We start from the raw sequence: 15,910 nt of genomic DNA, 5'->3' as shown, positions 1-15,910 counted from the left end.
TTGAAGTCGTATGAAGCGGCTCGAGCGGTGGGCATGGTGGGCCTCCTTGAATCGGGAGCCCCACCGTAGCCACGCACGTGTGGTCATTGGCCGTACATATTGCTAGGCCAGGTCGTGCGTCAGCTGTAGACCCGCCCCAACACCTGCCGATGGCTCTCGAACTGATCCAGCACATCGCGCACGATTTGTTCAGGCGCAAAACCCATCAGGTCATACTCCTGGCTACCGTCGTGCAAATACACTTCGGCGCGGTAGAAGCGTTGCCGTACCTCGGGCTCACCCTCGGCCGGGGCTTCTGTCGGTGCAGCCATGTAACCATCGAGGCTGACTTCATAGACGAAGGGGTTGCCTTCTTCCATCATCACTCGCAGGCCCATCATGTTGCGCGACTGGCCGACCCGGGTCTCGACGTCGAAGCCCTGGGTTTGCAACTGGGCCGCTGCATCCTTCAGCGCAGGGCTTACCTGCTTGTCCATGAAGCGCTGCACCACCGCCTGGGTCGGTTGCAGTTCGAGTTGAGTCAGGCGCTCACTGAAGCCTCGACGGCCACGTGCGGCCAGTTCGGCCCGCTCCTGCTCCATGGCCACGTCCTGCCGCATGGCCTTGTACAAGCCGAACATGAACAGCACCAGCACCACCGAGAACGGCAGGCCTGCCAGCACCACCATGGTCTGCATGGCTTCGAAGTTGCCGGCGAACAACAAACCGATGGTGACCAGGGTGATGATCACCGACCAGAACACCACCATCCAGTGCGGGGCGTCCTCGTCGACCTTGCCACCTTTGCACGACAGGTTGGCCATCATGACTGCGCCGGAGTCCGCTGGGGTCAGGAACAGCACAAAGCCAACAAACACGGCCACACCGATCACGATCTTAGCTGCCGGGAAGTATTCCAGCAGTTGGTAGATCGACATGGACGGCTGCTCGAGGGCGGTCTTGCCCAGTTCCACGGCGCCATGGTTGATCACCAAGTCCAAGGCGGTATTGCCGAAGATCGACAGCCACGCCAAGGTGAAGCCCAGCGGGATCAACAGCACACCGCTGACCAACTGGCGCACGGTACGGCCCTTGGAGATCCGGGCAATGAACATGCCTACGAACGGGCCCCAGGAAATCCACCAGGCCCAATAGAACACCGTCCACAGGCCCAACCAGCGTTCGGACTTGCCCACCTCACCCTCATACACATACAGGTCGAAGGTTTTCAGCACGATGCCGTTGAGGTAGTCGCCCACGTTCTGCACGAAGCCGTTGAGCAGGTGCAGGGTTTCGCCGCCCAGCAGGACGAAGATCAGCAGGCCACTGAACAGCGCGATGTTCAGGTTGGACAGGCGGCGGATGCCGTTTTCCACGCCCGAGACCGCTGCCACTGTGGCAACACCAGCCATTACCAGAATCACCACCAGCAGGTTGGTCTTGCTGTGGTCCATGCCGAACAGGTATTCAAGCCCCGACGCGACCTGCATCGAGCCGATCCCAAGGTTGGTGACCAGGCCCAGCAGGGTCACGAACATGCCGAAGATATCCACAGCGTTGCCGGCAGCGCCCTTGACCCAGCGCTCGCCCACCAGTGGATAAAGTGCCGAGCGCAGTGCCAGCGGCTGGTTGTGACGGTAGGCGAAGTAACCCACGGCCAGGCCCACCAGGGCGTAGATCGCCCAGCCGTGCAGGCCCCAGTGCAGGAACGTAAGCTGCAGGCCCTGACGCGCCGCTTCCAGGCTGGCCGGCGTGCCTTCGGGCGGATTGAAGTAGTGATCCAGTGGCTCGGATGCCCCGAAGTACAACAGCGAGATACCGATGCCCGACGAGAACAGCATGCCCGCCCAGGCGCCGTAGCTGAAGTCAGGCTGGTCTTCCTTGCCGCCCAGCTTGAGCTTGCCGTAGTCGGAAAACGCCAGGTAGATGACGAACAGCAAGTAGCCGCAGATCACCAGCATGTAGTACCAGCCGAAACTGCGCGTCAGCCACTGCTGGGCGACGCCCAGTACGCGGCCGGCAGTTTCAGGAACAGCGATAAGCAAGGCAGTCAGAACGAGGATCATCAGCGCCGAGGTGTAGAACACCACGCGGTTGACCCGTACCCTCTCGGCGGGGGGTTTGGTTAGTGAGGCAGAACTCATTGCAAGAAGGCTCCGGGCAGAACGGCAGTGGAGGCTAATCGGTCTTCCTGAGCATTTGGTGGAATACCCCCACTGCATCAGGTGTTATAAAAGCACCCTGGGAATCGCGGTTTCGAACCGATCCGCTGCAACACATACGCCGCTACCACCGCTTCATAACGCTGCGCACGGTTGAAAGTGCGCGCATTGGTCACAGGGATATCGCCCGATCCTGAGGCATGTCGCAGGTTATCCACGCTGCGACGGCGTCTGCATCCTTTATCGATCGCCCCCGTACAAGCCTTGCCGGCCCTGGGTTTGCGCGATTTCCTAAGGTTTCAATCGATGCCGCTGGAGCCGCCACATGGGCTGTCAATGGCACAAATTGTCGCAGAGCTTATTCTTTATTGATTGAACGTTCAATCAAAACAAAATAGACTGGTCTTCGCCGAGTCAGACGCTGGTCGTCTGCTCGCAGACCTGAGGAGAAAGCAAGATGCCCAAGGTCGGTATGCAACCCATCCGCCGTCAGCAGTTGATCGAAGCCACGCTACAAGCGGTCGATCAGGTCGGTCTGGGGGACGCCAGCATTGCGCTCATTGCCCGTTTGGCCGGCGTGTCGAACGGCATCATCAGTCACTACTTTCGGGACAAGAACGGCCTGATCGCAGCGACGATGGGCTACATCATGAGCATGCTCAACGAAGGCGTGCGAGCACGCCGCCAGGCGTTGACGGACGATGCGCCGCGCGCCCACCTGAAAGTGATCATCGAGGGCAACTTCGATGCCAGCCAGGTGAATGGCCCGGCGATGAAAACCTGGTTGGCCTTTTGGGCTTCCAGCATGCACCAGCCCGATCTGCACAGGTTGCAACGGATCAACGACCACCGTTTGTACTCTAACCTGTGTTGCCAGTTTCGCCGCGTGCTGCCGCTTTACCATGCACGCAAGGCAGCCCGCGGGCTGGCGGCTCTGATCGACGGCCTGTGGCTGCGTGGAGCCTTGTCGGGGGATGCCTTCGACACCGACCAGGCAATACGGATCGCTTACGAATACATGGATCTACAACTGGCCAAGCAGCACACACTGGGTACTGACCCTGCTGCTGAAAAACGGCGCACGGCCTCTGCCAGCACGGCAGGAGCGTGAAGCCCGGCCTACTCACACATTGCACTTGCGAGGACACTATGGCCCGTTTCGGAACGCAAAAACTCTACATCGATGGCGGTTACGTCGACGCTGGCACCGATGCCACCTTCGAAGCCATCAACCCGGCTACCGGCGAAGTGCTTGCCCACGTGCAACGCGCCACCGAGGCTGACGTCGAGAAGGCTGTCGAAAGCGCCGAGCGCGGCCAGAAAGTGTGGGCGGCCATGACTGCCATGCAGCGCTCGCGCATCCTGCGCCGCGCCGTGGACATCCTGCGCGAACGCAACGACGAGCTGGCCATGCTGGAAACCCTGGACACCGGCAAGTCCTACTCCGAAACCCGCTACGTCGACATCGTCACCGGCGCTGACGTGCTGGAATATTACGCAGGCCTCGTCCCTGCCATCGAAGGCGAGCAGATTCCGCTGCGCGAATCGTCCTTCGTCTACACCCGTCGCGAACCGCTGGGCGTGACTGCCGGTATCGGCGCCTGGAACTACCCGATCCAGATCGCCCTGTGGAAATCCGCACCGGCCCTGGCTGCCGGCAACGCGATGATCTTCAAGCCGTCGGAAGTCACCTCGCTGACCACCCTCAAGCTGGCCGAGATCTACACCGAAGCCGGCCTGCCGGACGGCGTGTTCAACGTACTGACCGGCAGCGGCCGCGAAGTCGGCAGCTGGCTGACCGAGCACCCGCGCATCGAGAAGATCTCCTTCACCGGCGGCACCACCACCGGCAAGAAGGTTATGGCCAGCGCCTCGAGCTCCTCGCTCAAGGAAGTGACCATGGAGCTGGGCGGCAAGTCGCCGCTGATCATCTGCGCCGACGCCGACCTGGACAAGGCCGCCGACATCGCCATGATGGCCAACTTCTACAGCTCGGGCCAGGTGTGCACCAACGGTACCCGCGTGTTCATCCCAGCCGAGCACAAGGCCGCCTTCGAAGCCAAGATTCTCGAGCGCGTGGCGCGTATCCGTGCCGGCAACCCGGAAGATGAAAACACCAACTTCGGCCCGCTGGTCAGCTTCCAGCACATGGAAAGCGTGCTGGGCTACATCGCCAAGGGCAAGGAAGAAGGTGCCCGCGTACTGTGTGGCGGCGAGCGCCTGACCGAAGGCGACTTCGGCAAGGGTGCCTTCGTGGCCCCGACCGTGTTCACCGACTGCCGCGACGACATGACCATCGTCAAGGAAGAGATCTTCGGCCCGGTCATGAGCATCCTCAGCTACGAGACCGAGGAAGAAGTGATCCGCCGCGCCAACGACACCGAATACGGCCTGGCTGCCGGTGTGTGCACCAACGACCTGAACCGTGCCCACCGCATCATCCACCAGCTCGAAGCGGGCATTTGCTGGATCAACGCCTGGGGCGAGTCGGCAGCCGAAATGCCGGTGGGCGGCTACAAGCAATCGGGCGTTGGCCGCGAGAACGGCATCAGCTCGCTGGCCCAATACACCCGCATCAAGTCGGTACAGGTCGAGCTGGGCGACTACGCCTCGGTCTTCTGACCGGCCGTAGCACGCCAGCCCATGCTGCAGGACAGCGCCGGTCGTTGACCGACCGGCCCTTGCAGCACTCATCCATTTGCGCGTCAGGCCAGGCTGCACCAGGTGCAGCACCAGACGCGCAACTGCTTCCGGAGGAAGCTTCCCATGGAATACGATTACATCATCGTTGGTGCCGGCTCTGCCGGTAACACCCTGGCTACTCGCCTTACCGAAGACGCAGGCACCACCGTGCTGCTGCTCGAAGCCGGCGGCCCTGACTATCGCTTTGACTTCCGTACCCAGATGCCAGCTGCCCTGGCCTTCCCGCTGCAAGGCCGCCGCTACAACTGGGCCTACGAGACCGACCCGGAGCCGCACATGGACGGCCGCCGCATGGAATGTGGCCGTGGCAAGGGCCTGGGTGGCTCCTCGCTGATCAACGGCATGTGCTACATCCGCGGCAACGCCCTGGACTTCGATGGCTGGGCTGAGCTGCCAGGCCTGGAAGACTGGGCCTACCTGGACTGCCTGCCGTACTTCCGCAAGGCCGAAACCCGCGACATCGGCCCCAACGACTACCACGGTGGTGACGGCCCGTTGAGCGTGGCCACGCCCAAGGCTGGCAACAACCCGCTGTTCAACGCCATGGTCGAGGCTGGCGTACAGGCCGGCTACCCGCGCACCGAAGACCTCAACGGCTACCAGCAGGAAGGCTTCGGCCCGATGGACCGTTCGGTGACCAAGAATGGCCGCCGCTCCAGCACTGCCCGCGGTTACCTGGACCAGGCCAAGAAACGCCCCAACCTGACCATCGTGACCCACGCCCTGAGCGACCGCGTACTGTTCGACGGTAAGCGCGCCATCGGTGTGAGCTACCTGGTGGGCGACAGCGAAGAGCGCGTCGAAGCACGTGCCCGCAAGGAAGTGATCGTCAGCTCCGGCGCCATCGCCACGCCGCAACTGCTGCAGCGCTCCGGCGTGGGCCCGCGCGCCCTGCTCGAAAGCCTGGACATCCCGGTCGTTCACGACCTGCCAGGCGTTGGCGAAAACCTGCAGGATCACCTGGAACTGTACCTTCAGTACGCGTGCACCCAGCCCGTCTCGCTGTACCCGTCGCTGCTGTGGTGGAACCAGCCGGCCATCGGCGCCGAGTGGCTGTTCAACGGTACCGGCATCGGGGCCAGCAACCAGTTCGAGGCCGGCGGTTTCATTCGCTCGCGCCCTGAATTCAAATGGCCGAACATCCAGTACCACTTCCTGCCGGTGGCCATCAACTACAACGGCTCCAAGGGCGTCAAGGAACATGGCTTCCAGGCGCACATGGGCTCGATGCGCTCGCCTAGCCGCGGCCGCGTCCAGGTCAAGTCCAAGGACCCACGCCAGCACCCAAGCATCCTGTTCAACTACATGGCCACCGAGCAGGATTGGGAAGAATTCCGTGACGGTATTCGCCTGACCCGCGAAATCATGGCCCAGCCAGCGCTGGACCCGTACCGTGGTCGCGAAATCAGCCCAGGTGCGCACGTGCAAACCGATGAAGAGCTGGACAAATTCATCCGTGAGCACGCCGAAACCGCCTACCACCCATCGTGCTCGTGCAAGATGGGCACCGACGACATGGCAGTGGTCGATGGCGAAGGCCGCGTGCATGGCATGCAGGGCCTGCGTGTAGTGGATGCGTCGATCATGCCGATCATTATCACCGGCAACCTCAACGCCACCACCATCATGATTGCCGAGAAAATCTCGGACAAGATCCGTGGTCGCAAGCCGTTGCCGCGCAGCACCGCCAAGTACTACGTGGCCAACGACGCGCCGGTCAAAGGCAAGCCCATGCGTGAAGTGAAGCAGGGCTGATCACCAAAGGGGCTGCCTGGCAGCCCCTTTTTTTCGGGTCAGCGAACGACTATTCCGCGCGCTGCCATATAGGCCTTGGCCTCAGGCACCGTGTACTCCCCAAAATGGAAAATGCTGGCAGCCAACACGGCACTGGCATGCCCTTGCAAGATGCCATCGGCCAGGTGCTGAAGGTTACCCACCCCGCCCGAGGCGATCACCGGGATGCTCAACGCATCGCTGATGGCACGGGTCACGCCCAGGTCGAACCCGTTCTTCATGCCATCCTGGTCCATGCTGGTCAGCAGGATTTCGCCCGCACCCAGGTCTTGCATCTTCTTCGCCCACTCCACCGCGTCCAGGCCGGTCGGCTTGCGCCCGCCATGGGTGAAGATTTCCCAGCGCGGGGTTTCACCCGGGGCTGATACCTGCTTGGCATCGATGGCCACGACGATGCACTGGGAACCGAAGCGGTCTGCGGCCTCGCCCACGAAGTCCGGGTTGAACACCGCGGCAGTGTTGATCGATACCTTGTCGGCACCGGCATTGAGCAGGTTGCGGATGTCCTGCACGGTGCGCACCCCACCCCCCACCGTCAGCGGGATGAACACCTGGCTGGCCATGCGCTCGACGGTGTGCAGGGTGGTATCGCGACCATCGACGCTGGCCGTGATGTCAAGGAAGGTGATCTCGTCCGCACCCTGCTCGTTATAGCGCCGGGCAATCTCCACCGGGTCGCCGGCATCGCGGATGTTCTCGAACTTGACGCCCTTGACCACACGGCCGTTGTCCACGTCCAGGCAAGGGATGATGCGTTTAGCTAAAGCCATGAGAGGGCTCCTGGGAAGCAACAGCAAGCGGCAAGCGTGGGGCAACACAGGAGACGCCACAGGCGCCCCCTTGTCGCGCTCGCTTAGCGCTGGCCAATGCTCGGGTAGTTGTCACAGAAGGCCTGAGCCTCGGCTACGTCGAGGGTGCCCTCGTAGATGGCGCGGCCGGTGATGGCGCCAATGATGCCAGGCGCCTTGGCTTCGAGCAGCGCCTTGATGTCGCCCAGGTTGTGGATGCCACCCGAAGCGATCACCGGAATCGACGTGGCTTCTGCCAGGGCCTTGGTGAACGGTACGTTGCAGCCCTGCATCATGCCGTCCTTGGCGATGTCGGTGTAGACGATCGCCGAGACGCCATCGGCCTCGAAGCGCCTGGCCAGGTCGATGACCTGCACGGTGCTCACTTCGGCCCAGCCATCGGTGGCGACGAAGCCGTCCTTGGCGTCCAGCCCGACGATGACCTTGCCAGGGAAGGCCTTGCAGGCCTCGGCCACGAATTCAGGCTGCTTCACCGCCTTGGTGCCGATGATGACATAGCTGACGCCAGCCTTGACGTAGTGCTCGATGGTTTCCAGCGAGCGGATGCCGCCACCGATCTGGATCGGCAGGGTGGGGTAGCGCTTGGCGATGGCGGTGACCACTTCACCGTTGACCGGCTGGCCTTCGAAGGCACCGTTGAGGTCGACCAGGTGCAGGCGACGGCAGCCGCCCTCGACCCACTTGGCGGCCATGCTCACCGGGTCATCGGAAAATACCGTGGAATCTTCCATGCGGCCCTGGCGCAGACGCACGCAGGCACCGTCCTTCAGATCGATAGCGGGGATAATCAGCATCTTGGGAACCTGTCCGTTCTTGGGGTTTCAGGGCTTCTCGAGCGCCCACAGATCGCTTTCGATGCTCTCGAACCGCTCCTTGAGGTGCAGCTGAACATCGGCGATCGCCCTGTTGTAGTAATGGGGTGCAATGTGACGGGTGAACAGTTCGAGCACCTCGGCGACCTCGAACGACCCCAGCTCCAGCTCGAAACGGTCTTCGAGAAAGCGCTTGAGCGTATCGAGCGCTTCACGCTCCTGCTCGGGGGCCAGTGTGAGGATCGGCGCCTTGGTCTTCGAACGGCTCATTTACCAGCGCCCGTCCCAGGCCACGAAGTTCTGCAGCAGTTGCAGGCCATGGGTATGGCTTTTCTCCGGGTGGAACTGGACCGCGAAACGCGAACCATCGGCCAGCGCCGCAGCGAAATCGACGCCGTAATGGCCACGGCCGACCACCTGGGTGGGCTTGCCGGCGGCAATGTAGTAGCTGTGCACGAAATAGAAACGCGCCCGGTCGCTGATGTCGTGCCACAGAGGGTGATCGACGCTCTGGCTGACTTCGTTCCACCCCATGTGCGGCACTTTCAGATGCTCGCCGTCTTCTTGCAGGTCTTTGCCGAACAAGCGCACCTGGCCCGGGAACAGGCCAATGCAGTCGACGCCGTCGTTTTCTTCACTGTGCTCGAGCAGCGCCTGCATGCCTACGCAGATGCCCAGGAATGGGCGATCCTGGCTCACTTCACGCACCAGGCTGTCAAAGCCCAGGCGGCGAATCTCGGCCATGCAGTCGCGAATGGCGCCAACGCCTGGGAACACCACCCGGTCCGCTTCGCGGATCACCGCTGCATCACTGGTGACCAGTACCTTGCCGGCGCCGACGTGCTCAAGCGCCTTGGCCACCGAGTGCAGGTTGCCCATGCCATAGTCGATTACCGCTACCGTCTGCATTTACAGGCACCCTTTGGTGGACGGCATCTGCCCGGCCATGCGCTCGTCGAGGGTAACAGCCATACGCAGTGCGCGGCCGAAGGCCTTGAACACGGTCTCGATCTGGTGGTGGGTGTTGTGCCCCCGCAGGTTGTCGATGTGCAACGTGACCAGGGCGTGGTTGACGAAGCCCTGGAAGAATTCCTGGAACAGGTCGACGTCGAAACCGCCGACGCTGGCACGGGTGTAAGGCACATGCATCTGCAGGCCAGGGCGGCCGGAAAAGTCGATGACCACGCGCGACAATGCTTCGTCCAGCGGCACATAGGCGTGGCCGTAGCGGAAGATGCCTTTCTTGTCGCCGATGGCCTGGGCGAACGCCATGCCCAGGGTGATACCGACGTCCTCGACGGTATGGTGATCGTCGATATGCAGGTCGCCCTTGCACTCGATATCCAGATCGATCAGCCCATGGCGGGCGATCTGGTCCAGCATGTGTTCAAGGAAAGGCACGCCGATATCGAATCGGGCCTTGCCACTGCCATCGAGGTTGATCGAGCACTTGACCTGGGTTTCCAGGGTATTGCGCTCGACGGAAGCCTTACGTTCGACCATCACCAGCTCCGCAAAATCATTAGGCGAAAAGGGCTGCATTATAGGCGCAGATGGCCGCTGCTTGGAACGCGCAAGACATATGGCAAGCCCAGTCATGACGGGCTCGGATACCGCTACAGGTCTATACAACCGGGAGGCGATGACCGCTTTGTACTAACCGGAGGGTCGCCACTGAACGCGGCCCTGTTGCACTTGCCGACAGCATCGATGCCACGGGGCCCGGCGCGAAGGCCCCATGACAACGCTTCGACTGGCCTAGGTCAGTGGAACAATACGGCGGTCTTCTGCAGGGTCACCCAGACGCCCCAGGCCAACGGCACCACCACCACGGCCCAGGCCAGCAGCACCAGCGGCAGGCTGCCAGGTGCGGCCTTCCATTCGAGGGATCGCGCGCCGTCAGCACCCTTGTCGTGGCTCAATGCACGTTCGGCGGCCAGTTGCGCATCGGTCATGAAGTGCTTGTCGGCCACCGGGCGGATCAGCATGTTGCAGATGAAGCCCAGCACCAGCAGGCCAGCGAGGATGTACAGGGTCATGTCGTACGCTGCCGCACGCTCGACGCCAGCCGCCAACTGATACTCACGCAGGTAGGTGATCAATACAGGCCCCAGCACCCCGGCGGCGGCCCAGGCTGTCAACAGGCGCCCATGGATGGCGCCGACCATTTGCGTGCCGAACAGGTCGGCCAGGTAGGCCGGTACCGTGGAGAAGCCACCGCCATACATCGACAGGATGATGCAGAACGCCGCCACGAACAGCGCCACGTTGCCCAAGTGGCCCATGTTCGGGATCAGGCTGTACAGGCCAACGCCCAAGGCAAAGAAGGCGAAGTAGGTATTCTTGCGCCCGATATAGTCGGAGAACGACGCCCAGAAAAACCGCCCGCCGATGTTGAACAGGCTCAACAAGCCGGTAAAGCCCGCCGCAATGGCGGCAATCTGCGCCAATTGCGCGGCATTGAGCTGGCTGAAGGTGAGTTCATTGCCCAGCAGCTTGCCAGCGAACACTTCCTGCAACAGCGGTGAGGCCATGCCAAGAATACCGATACCGGCCGAAACGTTCAGGCACAACACCAGCCAGACCAAAACGAACTGCGGGGTTTTCCAGGCTACGCTGACGTGCACATGGCGATCGGTGACCATGCCGTTGCCCGCCTTCTTGGCCGGTGCGCTCCAGCCTTCGGGCTTCCAGCCGGTGGGCGGGATGCGATACGCCAGGGCGCCGGCCGTCATGAACACGAAGTAGATCGCGGCCATGACCACGAAGCTCTGCCATACGCCCACCTCGTGCGCGTTGCCAAAATGGCCCATCAGCGCCGTGGCCAACGGTGCACCCACCATGGCTCCGCCGCCGAAGCCCATGATAGCCATGCCGGTGGCCATGCCGCGCTTGTCCGGGAACCACTTGATCAGGGTGGAAACGGGCGAAATGTACCCCAGGCCCAAGCCAATGCCGCCGATCACACCGGAACCCAGCCACATCAGCCACAGCTGATGGGTCTTCACCCCGATGGCGGAAATCAGCATGCCGCCACACCAGCACAGCGCCGAGACCAGCCCGGCCTTGCGCGGGCCGGCGTGCTCCAGCCAACCGCCCAGCACGGCGGCCGAACAGCCGAGGAAGACGAAGAACAGGGTGTAGATCCAGCTGAGCATCGAAATGGGCCAGTCGCACTCGGCGCTGAACAACCGGGCAATGAAGCTCATGTCTGGCGCGCATGCCACCGGCGCCGTAATACCCAAGGCTTGCGACAACGGCAGCCAGAACACCGAAAAGCCATAGGCCATGCCGATGCACAGGTGAATGGCCAGAGCAGCCGGGGGCACCAGCCAGCGGTTGAAGCCCGGCCGGGCGATGATGCGTTCCTTGGAGAGGAAGCCTGGCGCACTGGCCAGGGCATCCGCCGTCACGGTACGGCTCATGGAGATGATCCTTTTTTATAAGTTGTGGAGGCAGGCAAAGCGGCGCAAGGGTGCAGTATCCGATCACATGAAAGCAATCTGATATCGCCCATTTTAGTTCGGCTGACACGGTCAGGCGCTGTAGCCGATCTTCTGAACTGCCATGATCACCGCTGTCGAAAGCCGTAGCATCTGCTTGGCACGTAGGAAATGGCCGGTATATCCAGGCGAATAAACAGGGACGGCCGCTGCGGCGCTATACTCTCGCGCTTGAATTCACATTCCGATAGTTAAGGACTCGCCCATGAAAGCGTTCGGCAAAATCCTGGGCCTAGGGCTTCTCGGGTTGTTGCTGATCATCGTGGCGCTGGGCTTTGCCCTGACCCACCTGTTCGATCCCAACGACTACAAAGACGAGATTCGCCAGTTGGCGCGCGACAAGGCTCATGTGGAGCTGACCCTCAACGGCGACATTGGCTGGAGCCTGTTCCCATGGCTGGGGCTGGAGCTGCATGACGCCAGCATCGCCACCTTGAATGCGCCCAAGTCGCCCTTTGCCGACTTGCAGATGCTGGGTCTGTCGGTGCGGGTACTGCCGCTGCTGCGCCGCGAGGTGCAGATGAGCGATGTGCGCGTCGAAGGGCTGAACCTGATCCTGACCCGTGACGAACAGGGGCATGGCAACTGGGAGGACTTCGGCAAGCCATTGCCCGCGTCGGCCGAAGGCAAGACCCCTGCGCCAGGGGATGCGCAAGGCACCGAAAACAGCGATCAGCGCTCCGGCACCGCCAGCGCAGACCGACCGGTCAAGCTCGATATCGACAGCTTGACCGTGAACAATGCACGCGTGCAGTACACCGACGCACGCAGCGGCGTCAGCTACAACGCCGAAAGCATTCAGCTCAGCACTGGCGCGGTGCACGAAGGCGCCAATATTCCACTCAAGGCCAGCGCATTCATCAGCGCCAGCCAGCCCAACATCAAGGCGCGCACCGAACTGGCCGGCGAGCTGCGTTTGGACCGTGCGCTCAAGCGCTACAGCTTCGAAGACATGCGCCTGTCGGGTGAAACCTCCGGCGAGCCGACCGGCGGCAAGACCGTGACCTTCGCCGCCCAGGGCCAGTTGCTGCTCGACCAGGCCGCCAACGTGGCGTCATGGAACGGCCTGAAACTGTCGGCCAACCAGCTGCGCGCCCTGGGCGAACTCAACCTGCGTGAGCTGGACAAGACGCCGCAGCTAAGTGGCGGCCTGTCCATTGCGCAGTTCGACCTGCGCACGTTCCTGGACGGTATCGGCCATCCGCTGCCCGCCACCCAGGACCCGGCCGCCTTCGGCAAACTCGAACTGGTCACGCGCCTGCAAGGCACCCCTGCCAGCATCGCCCTGGAAGACTTGTCGGTGAAACTGGACAGCAGCACCTTCACCGGGCGCGTGGCGATCGAAGATTTCGCCAGGCAAGCCCTGCGCCTGCAGCTCAAGGGCGACAGCTTCGATGCCGACCGGTACCTGCCGGCCAAAAGCGAAGAGGCCAAGGGCGCCACTGCTGCGCGCAAGGCCCAGGTACAGCAGCAGGAAGCCAGTGCCGTGGCTGGTGCAGGCAGCACACCGCTGCCCGACGCCCCCACCCAGGGCGCCTGGAGCACCGACAAACTGCTGCCGGTGGACCGTCTGCGCGTCCTCGACCTGCAGGCAGACCTGAGCTTCGGTTCGCTGACGCTGGACAAGCTGCCCATCGGCAACGCCCGCCTGACAGCCAATGGCCAGGGTGGGCTACTGACCCTGCAAACCTTGCGCGGTGACCTGTACAACGGCACCTTCGAGGCCAAGGGCACGGTCGATGTGCGCCCCGCCGTGCCACAGCTGGGGGTCAATACCCGCATCCAGCGAGTACCGGTCGAGCACTTCATCAAGACCGACGACAAAGACAAGACGCCGCCGGTCAAGGGCCTGCTGACCCTGTCCAGCGACCTGACCGCCACCGGTAACAGCCAGAAAGCGCTGGTGGACACGCTCAACGGCACAGCCAACTTCACCATCAATGACGGTGTGCTGGTCAATGCCAACCTCGAACAGCAACTGTGCCAGGCCATCGCCACGCTCAACCGCAAGTCGCTCAGCGGCGAGCCGCGCGGCAAGGACACCCCGTTCCAGGAGCTGCGTGGCAGCGTGGTGATTCGCAATGGCGTGGCCAGCAACCCTGACCTTAAGGTGCGAATCCCAGGCCTGACCGTCAACGGCCATGGTGACGTGGACCTGCGGGTATTGGGCATGGACTACAACGTGGGTGTGATCGTCGAGGGCGACCAGCGGGCCATGCCCGACCCGGCCTGCCAGGTCAACGAGCGCTATGTGGGTGTGGAAGTGCCGCTGCGCTGCCGTGGCCCGTTGGAGCTGGGCGCCAAGGCCTGCCGTCTGGACAAGGACGGCATGGGCAAGGTCGCTGCCAAACTCGCAGGCAATCGCCTCAAAGACAAGATCGACGAAAAGCTCGATGAAAAACTCGGAGACAAAGTGAGCCCGGAACTCAAAGACGCGCTCAAGGGGCTGTTCAAGCGATGACACCCGAGCAGTTTTCCAGCGCTGTGCTGGAGTGGTACGACGCGCACGGTCGGCACGATCTGCCCTGGCAACAGGGCATCAACCCGTATCGGGTATGGGTGTCTGAGATCATGCTGCAACAGACCCAGGTCAGCACGGTGCTGAACTATTTCGACCGCTTCATGCACGCGCTACCGACCGTGCAGGCGCTAGCCGAGGCGCCCGAGGACGAGGTGCTGCATTTGTGGACGGGCCTGGGCTACTACACCCGCGCCCGCAACCTGCAGAAGGCTGCAAGAATCGTGGTCGAGCAGCATGGCGGGGTATTTCCGCGCAGCGTCGAGCAGCTCACCGAGCTGCCCGGTATCGGCCGCTCCACAGCCGGCGCCATCGCCAGCATCAGCATGGGCATTCGTGCGCCGATCCTGGACGGTAACGTCAAGCGGGTGCTGGCCCGGTTCACCGCCCAGGCCGGTTACCCCGGTGAGCCTAAGGTGGCCAACCAACTGTGGGCCACCGCCGAGCGCTTCACGCCCAAGCTTCGTGCCAACCACTACACCCAGGCGATGATGGACCTGGGCGCGACGCTGTGCACCCGCAGCAAACCCACCTGCCTGCTCTGCCCGGTACGGCGCGGCTGCGAGGCGCACCTGCACGGCGAAGAAACCCGCTACCCCGAGCCCAAACCGCGCAAGGCGCTACCGCAGCGGCGCACGCTGATGCCGCTGCTGGCCAACGACGACGGCGCCATCCTGCTGTACCGTCGCCCGTCCAGCGGCCTGTGGGGCGGGCTGTGGAGCTTGCCGGAGCTCGACGACATCGCCCAGCTCGACGACCTGGCCGACCAGCACGGCCTGCGCTTGGGCCGCAGCCGCGCCCTGGACAACCTGACCCACACCTTCAGCCACTTCCAGCTGGCCATCGAGCCTTGGCTGGTGCACGTCGACCCGGTCGAAGGGCACATGGTCGATGCCGACTGGCTCTGGTATAACCTGGCCACCCCACCGCGCCTGGGCCTGGCCGCCCCGGTGAAGAAGCTGCTCAAACGCGCAGCCGACGAACTGATTGCAGGAGATGCCTGATGACCCGCACCGTGATGTGCCGCAAGTACAACGAAGAACTGCCCGGCCTGGACCGCCCACCCTATCCGGGGGCCAAGGGCCAGGACATCTTCGATCACATCTCGCAGAAGGCCTGGACCGACTGGCAGAAGCACCAGACCATGCTGATCAACGAAAAGCGCCTGAACATGATGAATGGCGAGGACCGCAAATTCCTCCAGGCCGAGATGGACAAGTTTTTCGCCGGCGAAGAATACGCCCAGGCAGAAGGCTACGTACCGCCCTCGCAGTGACCTCGGGGAACGTAAGCGACGGAATTAATTTAATATTTTTTTCAAAAAGTCGTTGACGAGCAGTCTGAAAGTCTATTTAATTCACCTCGTCGCCCAGATAGCTCAGTCGGTAGAGCAGAGGATTGAAAATCCTCGTGTCGGCGGTTCGACTCCGTCTCTGGGCACCACCTTCAGCTTCTGGTGGTTGCAAAGTTACCCGAAGCGACACAAGAAACCCGCCCAGTGCGGGTTTTTTGTTGCCTGTCGAAAAGTGCTGGTGGACCGCCCTTCGTCATGGGTAGCCTTCGAGCAACAGCACTCATCCCGGCCAAGTTGACCAACATCAAAAAGCCAGCCCCCTGTCGTCCTTAGCAT

At 62.5% G+C, this 15,910-nt stretch carries 13 protein-coding genes and 1 tRNA gene; 7 read left to right on the top strand and 7 right to left on the bottom strand.

The window, feature by feature from the left end:
- Positions 1 to 119: 119 nt before the first annotated feature.
- Positions 120 to 2,123 (bottom strand): BCCT family transporter, encoded by a 2,004-nt coding sequence (locus ACK59L_RS14580; RefSeq protein ID WP_409274400.1) that lies wholly within the window; start codon positions 2,121 to 2,123, stop codon positions 120 to 122.
- Positions 2,124 to 2,598: 475 nt separating this feature from the next.
- On the opposite strand from ACK59L_RS14580, the gene betI reads away from it, so the two are divergent.
- The 3 genes from betI (at position 2,599) to betA (ending at position 6,599) form a co-directional block, all read left to right on the top strand.
- The gene (betI, locus tag ACK59L_RS14575) at positions 2,599 to 3,252 is read left to right on the top strand and encodes a transcriptional regulator BetI (RefSeq protein ID WP_023533018.1); all 654 of its coding nucleotides are present in this window, start codon (positions 2,599 to 2,601) and stop codon (positions 3,250 to 3,252) included.
- A gap of 38 nt (positions 3,253 to 3,290) precedes the next feature.
- Complete coding sequence (gene betB, locus ACK59L_RS14570; RefSeq protein ID WP_023532870.1) at positions 3,291 to 4,763, top strand: betaine-aldehyde dehydrogenase; 1,473 nt, start codon at positions 3,291 to 3,293, stop codon at positions 4,761 to 4,763.
- A gap of 144 nt (positions 4,764 to 4,907) precedes the next feature.
- The gene (gene betA / locus ACK59L_RS14565) at positions 4,908 to 6,599 is read left to right on the top strand and encodes a choline dehydrogenase (RefSeq protein ID WP_023532909.1); all 1,692 of its coding nucleotides are present in this window, start codon (positions 4,908 to 4,910) and stop codon (positions 6,597 to 6,599) included.
- Positions 6,600 to 6,637: 38 nt separating this feature from the next.
- On the opposite strand, the gene hisF is transcribed toward betA, so the two are convergent.
- The 6 genes from hisF to ACK59L_RS14535 form a co-directional block, all read right to left on the bottom strand.
- Complete coding sequence (gene hisF, locus ACK59L_RS14560) at positions 6,638 to 7,408, bottom strand: imidazole glycerol phosphate synthase subunit HisF (RefSeq protein WP_145253785.1); 771 nt, start codon at positions 7,406 to 7,408, stop codon at positions 6,638 to 6,640.
- An 83-nt stretch (positions 7,409 to 7,491) separates the two neighbouring features.
- Entirely contained in the window at positions 7,492 to 8,241 is a 750-nt protein-coding gene (gene hisA / locus ACK59L_RS14555; protein ID WP_058604245.1) for a 1-(5-phosphoribosyl)-5-[(5-phosphoribosylamino)methylideneamino]imidazole-4-carboxamide isomerase, read from the bottom strand.
- Positions 8,242 to 8,268: 27 nt separating this feature from the next.
- Positions 8,269 to 8,529 (bottom strand): DUF2164 domain-containing protein, encoded by a 261-nt coding sequence (locus tag ACK59L_RS14550; protein ID WP_023532918.1) that lies wholly within the window; start codon positions 8,527 to 8,529, stop codon positions 8,269 to 8,271.
- Entirely contained in the window at positions 8,530 to 9,168 is a 639-nt protein-coding gene (hisH, locus tag ACK59L_RS14545; RefSeq protein WP_058604243.1) for an imidazole glycerol phosphate synthase subunit HisH, read from the bottom strand.
- Positions 9,169 to 9,762, bottom strand: coding sequence for an imidazoleglycerol-phosphate dehydratase HisB (hisB, locus tag ACK59L_RS14540; RefSeq protein ID WP_023532883.1), 594 nt, complete (start codon positions 9,760 to 9,762; stop codon positions 9,169 to 9,171). It abuts the gene before it with no gap.
- 260 nt (positions 9,763 to 10,022) lie between these two features.
- Positions 10,023 to 11,684, bottom strand: coding sequence for an OFA family MFS transporter (locus tag ACK59L_RS14535; protein WP_196142477.1), 1,662 nt, complete (start codon positions 11,682 to 11,684; stop codon positions 10,023 to 10,025).
- Positions 11,685 to 11,967: 283 nt separating this feature from the next.
- On the opposite strand from ACK59L_RS14535, the gene ACK59L_RS14530 reads away from it, so the two are divergent.
- From ACK59L_RS14530 to ACK59L_RS14515, 4 genes are all read left to right on the top strand, one after another.
- Positions 11,968 to 14,223: an AsmA family protein gene (locus ACK59L_RS14530; RefSeq protein WP_409274395.1), complete on the top strand. Its 2,256-nt coding sequence runs from the start codon at positions 11,968 to 11,970 to the stop codon at positions 14,221 to 14,223.
- On the top strand, positions 14,220 to 15,284 hold the full coding sequence (mutY, locus tag ACK59L_RS14525; RefSeq protein WP_409274393.1) for an A/G-specific adenine glycosylase: 1,065 nt from the start codon (positions 14,220 to 14,222) through the stop codon (positions 15,282 to 15,284). Before ACK59L_RS14530 ends, mutY begins: the two co-directional genes overlap by 4 nt.
- Positions 15,284 to 15,556 (top strand): oxidative damage protection protein, encoded by a 273-nt coding sequence (locus tag ACK59L_RS14520; RefSeq protein ID WP_058639172.1) that lies wholly within the window; start codon positions 15,284 to 15,286, stop codon positions 15,554 to 15,556. The genes mutY and ACK59L_RS14520 overlap by 1 nt, the downstream gene beginning before the upstream one ends.
- 91 nt (positions 15,557 to 15,647) lie before the next feature.
- Positions 15,648 to 15,723 (top strand) — tRNA-Phe (locus ACK59L_RS14515).
- Positions 15,724 to 15,910 lie beyond the last annotated feature (187 nt).

The organism is Pseudomonas sp. KCJK9111 (assembly GCF_046231935.1).
Classification (GTDB): domain Bacteria; phylum Pseudomonadota; class Gammaproteobacteria; order Pseudomonadales; family Pseudomonadaceae; genus Aquipseudomonas; species Aquipseudomonas parafulva_B.
The sequence above is the reverse complement of the archived record's forward strand: the minus strand, read 5'-3'. Positions and strand labels throughout refer to the sequence as shown.

Coding starts and splice junctions, on each gene's coding strand:
- ACK59L_RS14535 (WP_196142477.1), bottom strand. CDS start 11,684: ATGAGCCGTACCGTGACGGCGGATGCCCTGGCCAGTGCGCCAGGCTTC.
- mutY (WP_409274393.1), top strand. CDS start 14,220: ATGACACCCGAGCAGTTTTCCAGCGCTGTGCTGGAGTGGTACGACGCG.
- hisF (WP_145253785.1), bottom strand. CDS start 7,408: ATGGCTTTAGCTAAACGCATCATCCCTTGCCTGGACGTGGACAACGGC.
- betI (WP_023533018.1), top strand. CDS start 2,599: ATGCCCAAGGTCGGTATGCAACCCATCCGCCGTCAGCAGTTGATCGAA.
- hisH (WP_058604243.1), bottom strand. CDS start 9,168: ATGCAGACGGTAGCGGTAATCGACTATGGCATGGGCAACCTGCACTCG.
- hisB (WP_023532883.1), bottom strand. CDS start 9,762: ATGGTCGAACGTAAGGCTTCCGTCGAGCGCAATACCCTGGAAACCCAG.
- hisA (WP_058604245.1), bottom strand. CDS start 8,241: ATGCTGATTATCCCCGCTATCGATCTGAAGGACGGTGCCTGCGTGCGT.
- betA (WP_023532909.1), top strand. CDS start 4,908: ATGGAATACGATTACATCATCGTTGGTGCCGGCTCTGCCGGTAACACC.
- ACK59L_RS14550 (WP_023532918.1), bottom strand. CDS start 8,529: ATGAGCCGTTCGAAGACCAAGGCGCCGATCCTCACACTGGCCCCCGAG.
- ACK59L_RS14530 (WP_409274395.1), top strand. CDS start 11,968: ATGAAAGCGTTCGGCAAAATCCTGGGCCTAGGGCTTCTCGGGTTGTTG.
- ACK59L_RS14520 (WP_058639172.1), top strand. CDS start 15,284: ATGACCCGCACCGTGATGTGCCGCAAGTACAACGAAGAACTGCCCGGC.
- betB (WP_023532870.1), top strand. CDS start 3,291: ATGGCCCGTTTCGGAACGCAAAAACTCTACATCGATGGCGGTTACGTC.
- ACK59L_RS14580 (WP_409274400.1), bottom strand. CDS start 2,123: ATGAGTTCTGCCTCACTAACCAAACCCCCCGCCGAGAGGGTACGGGTC.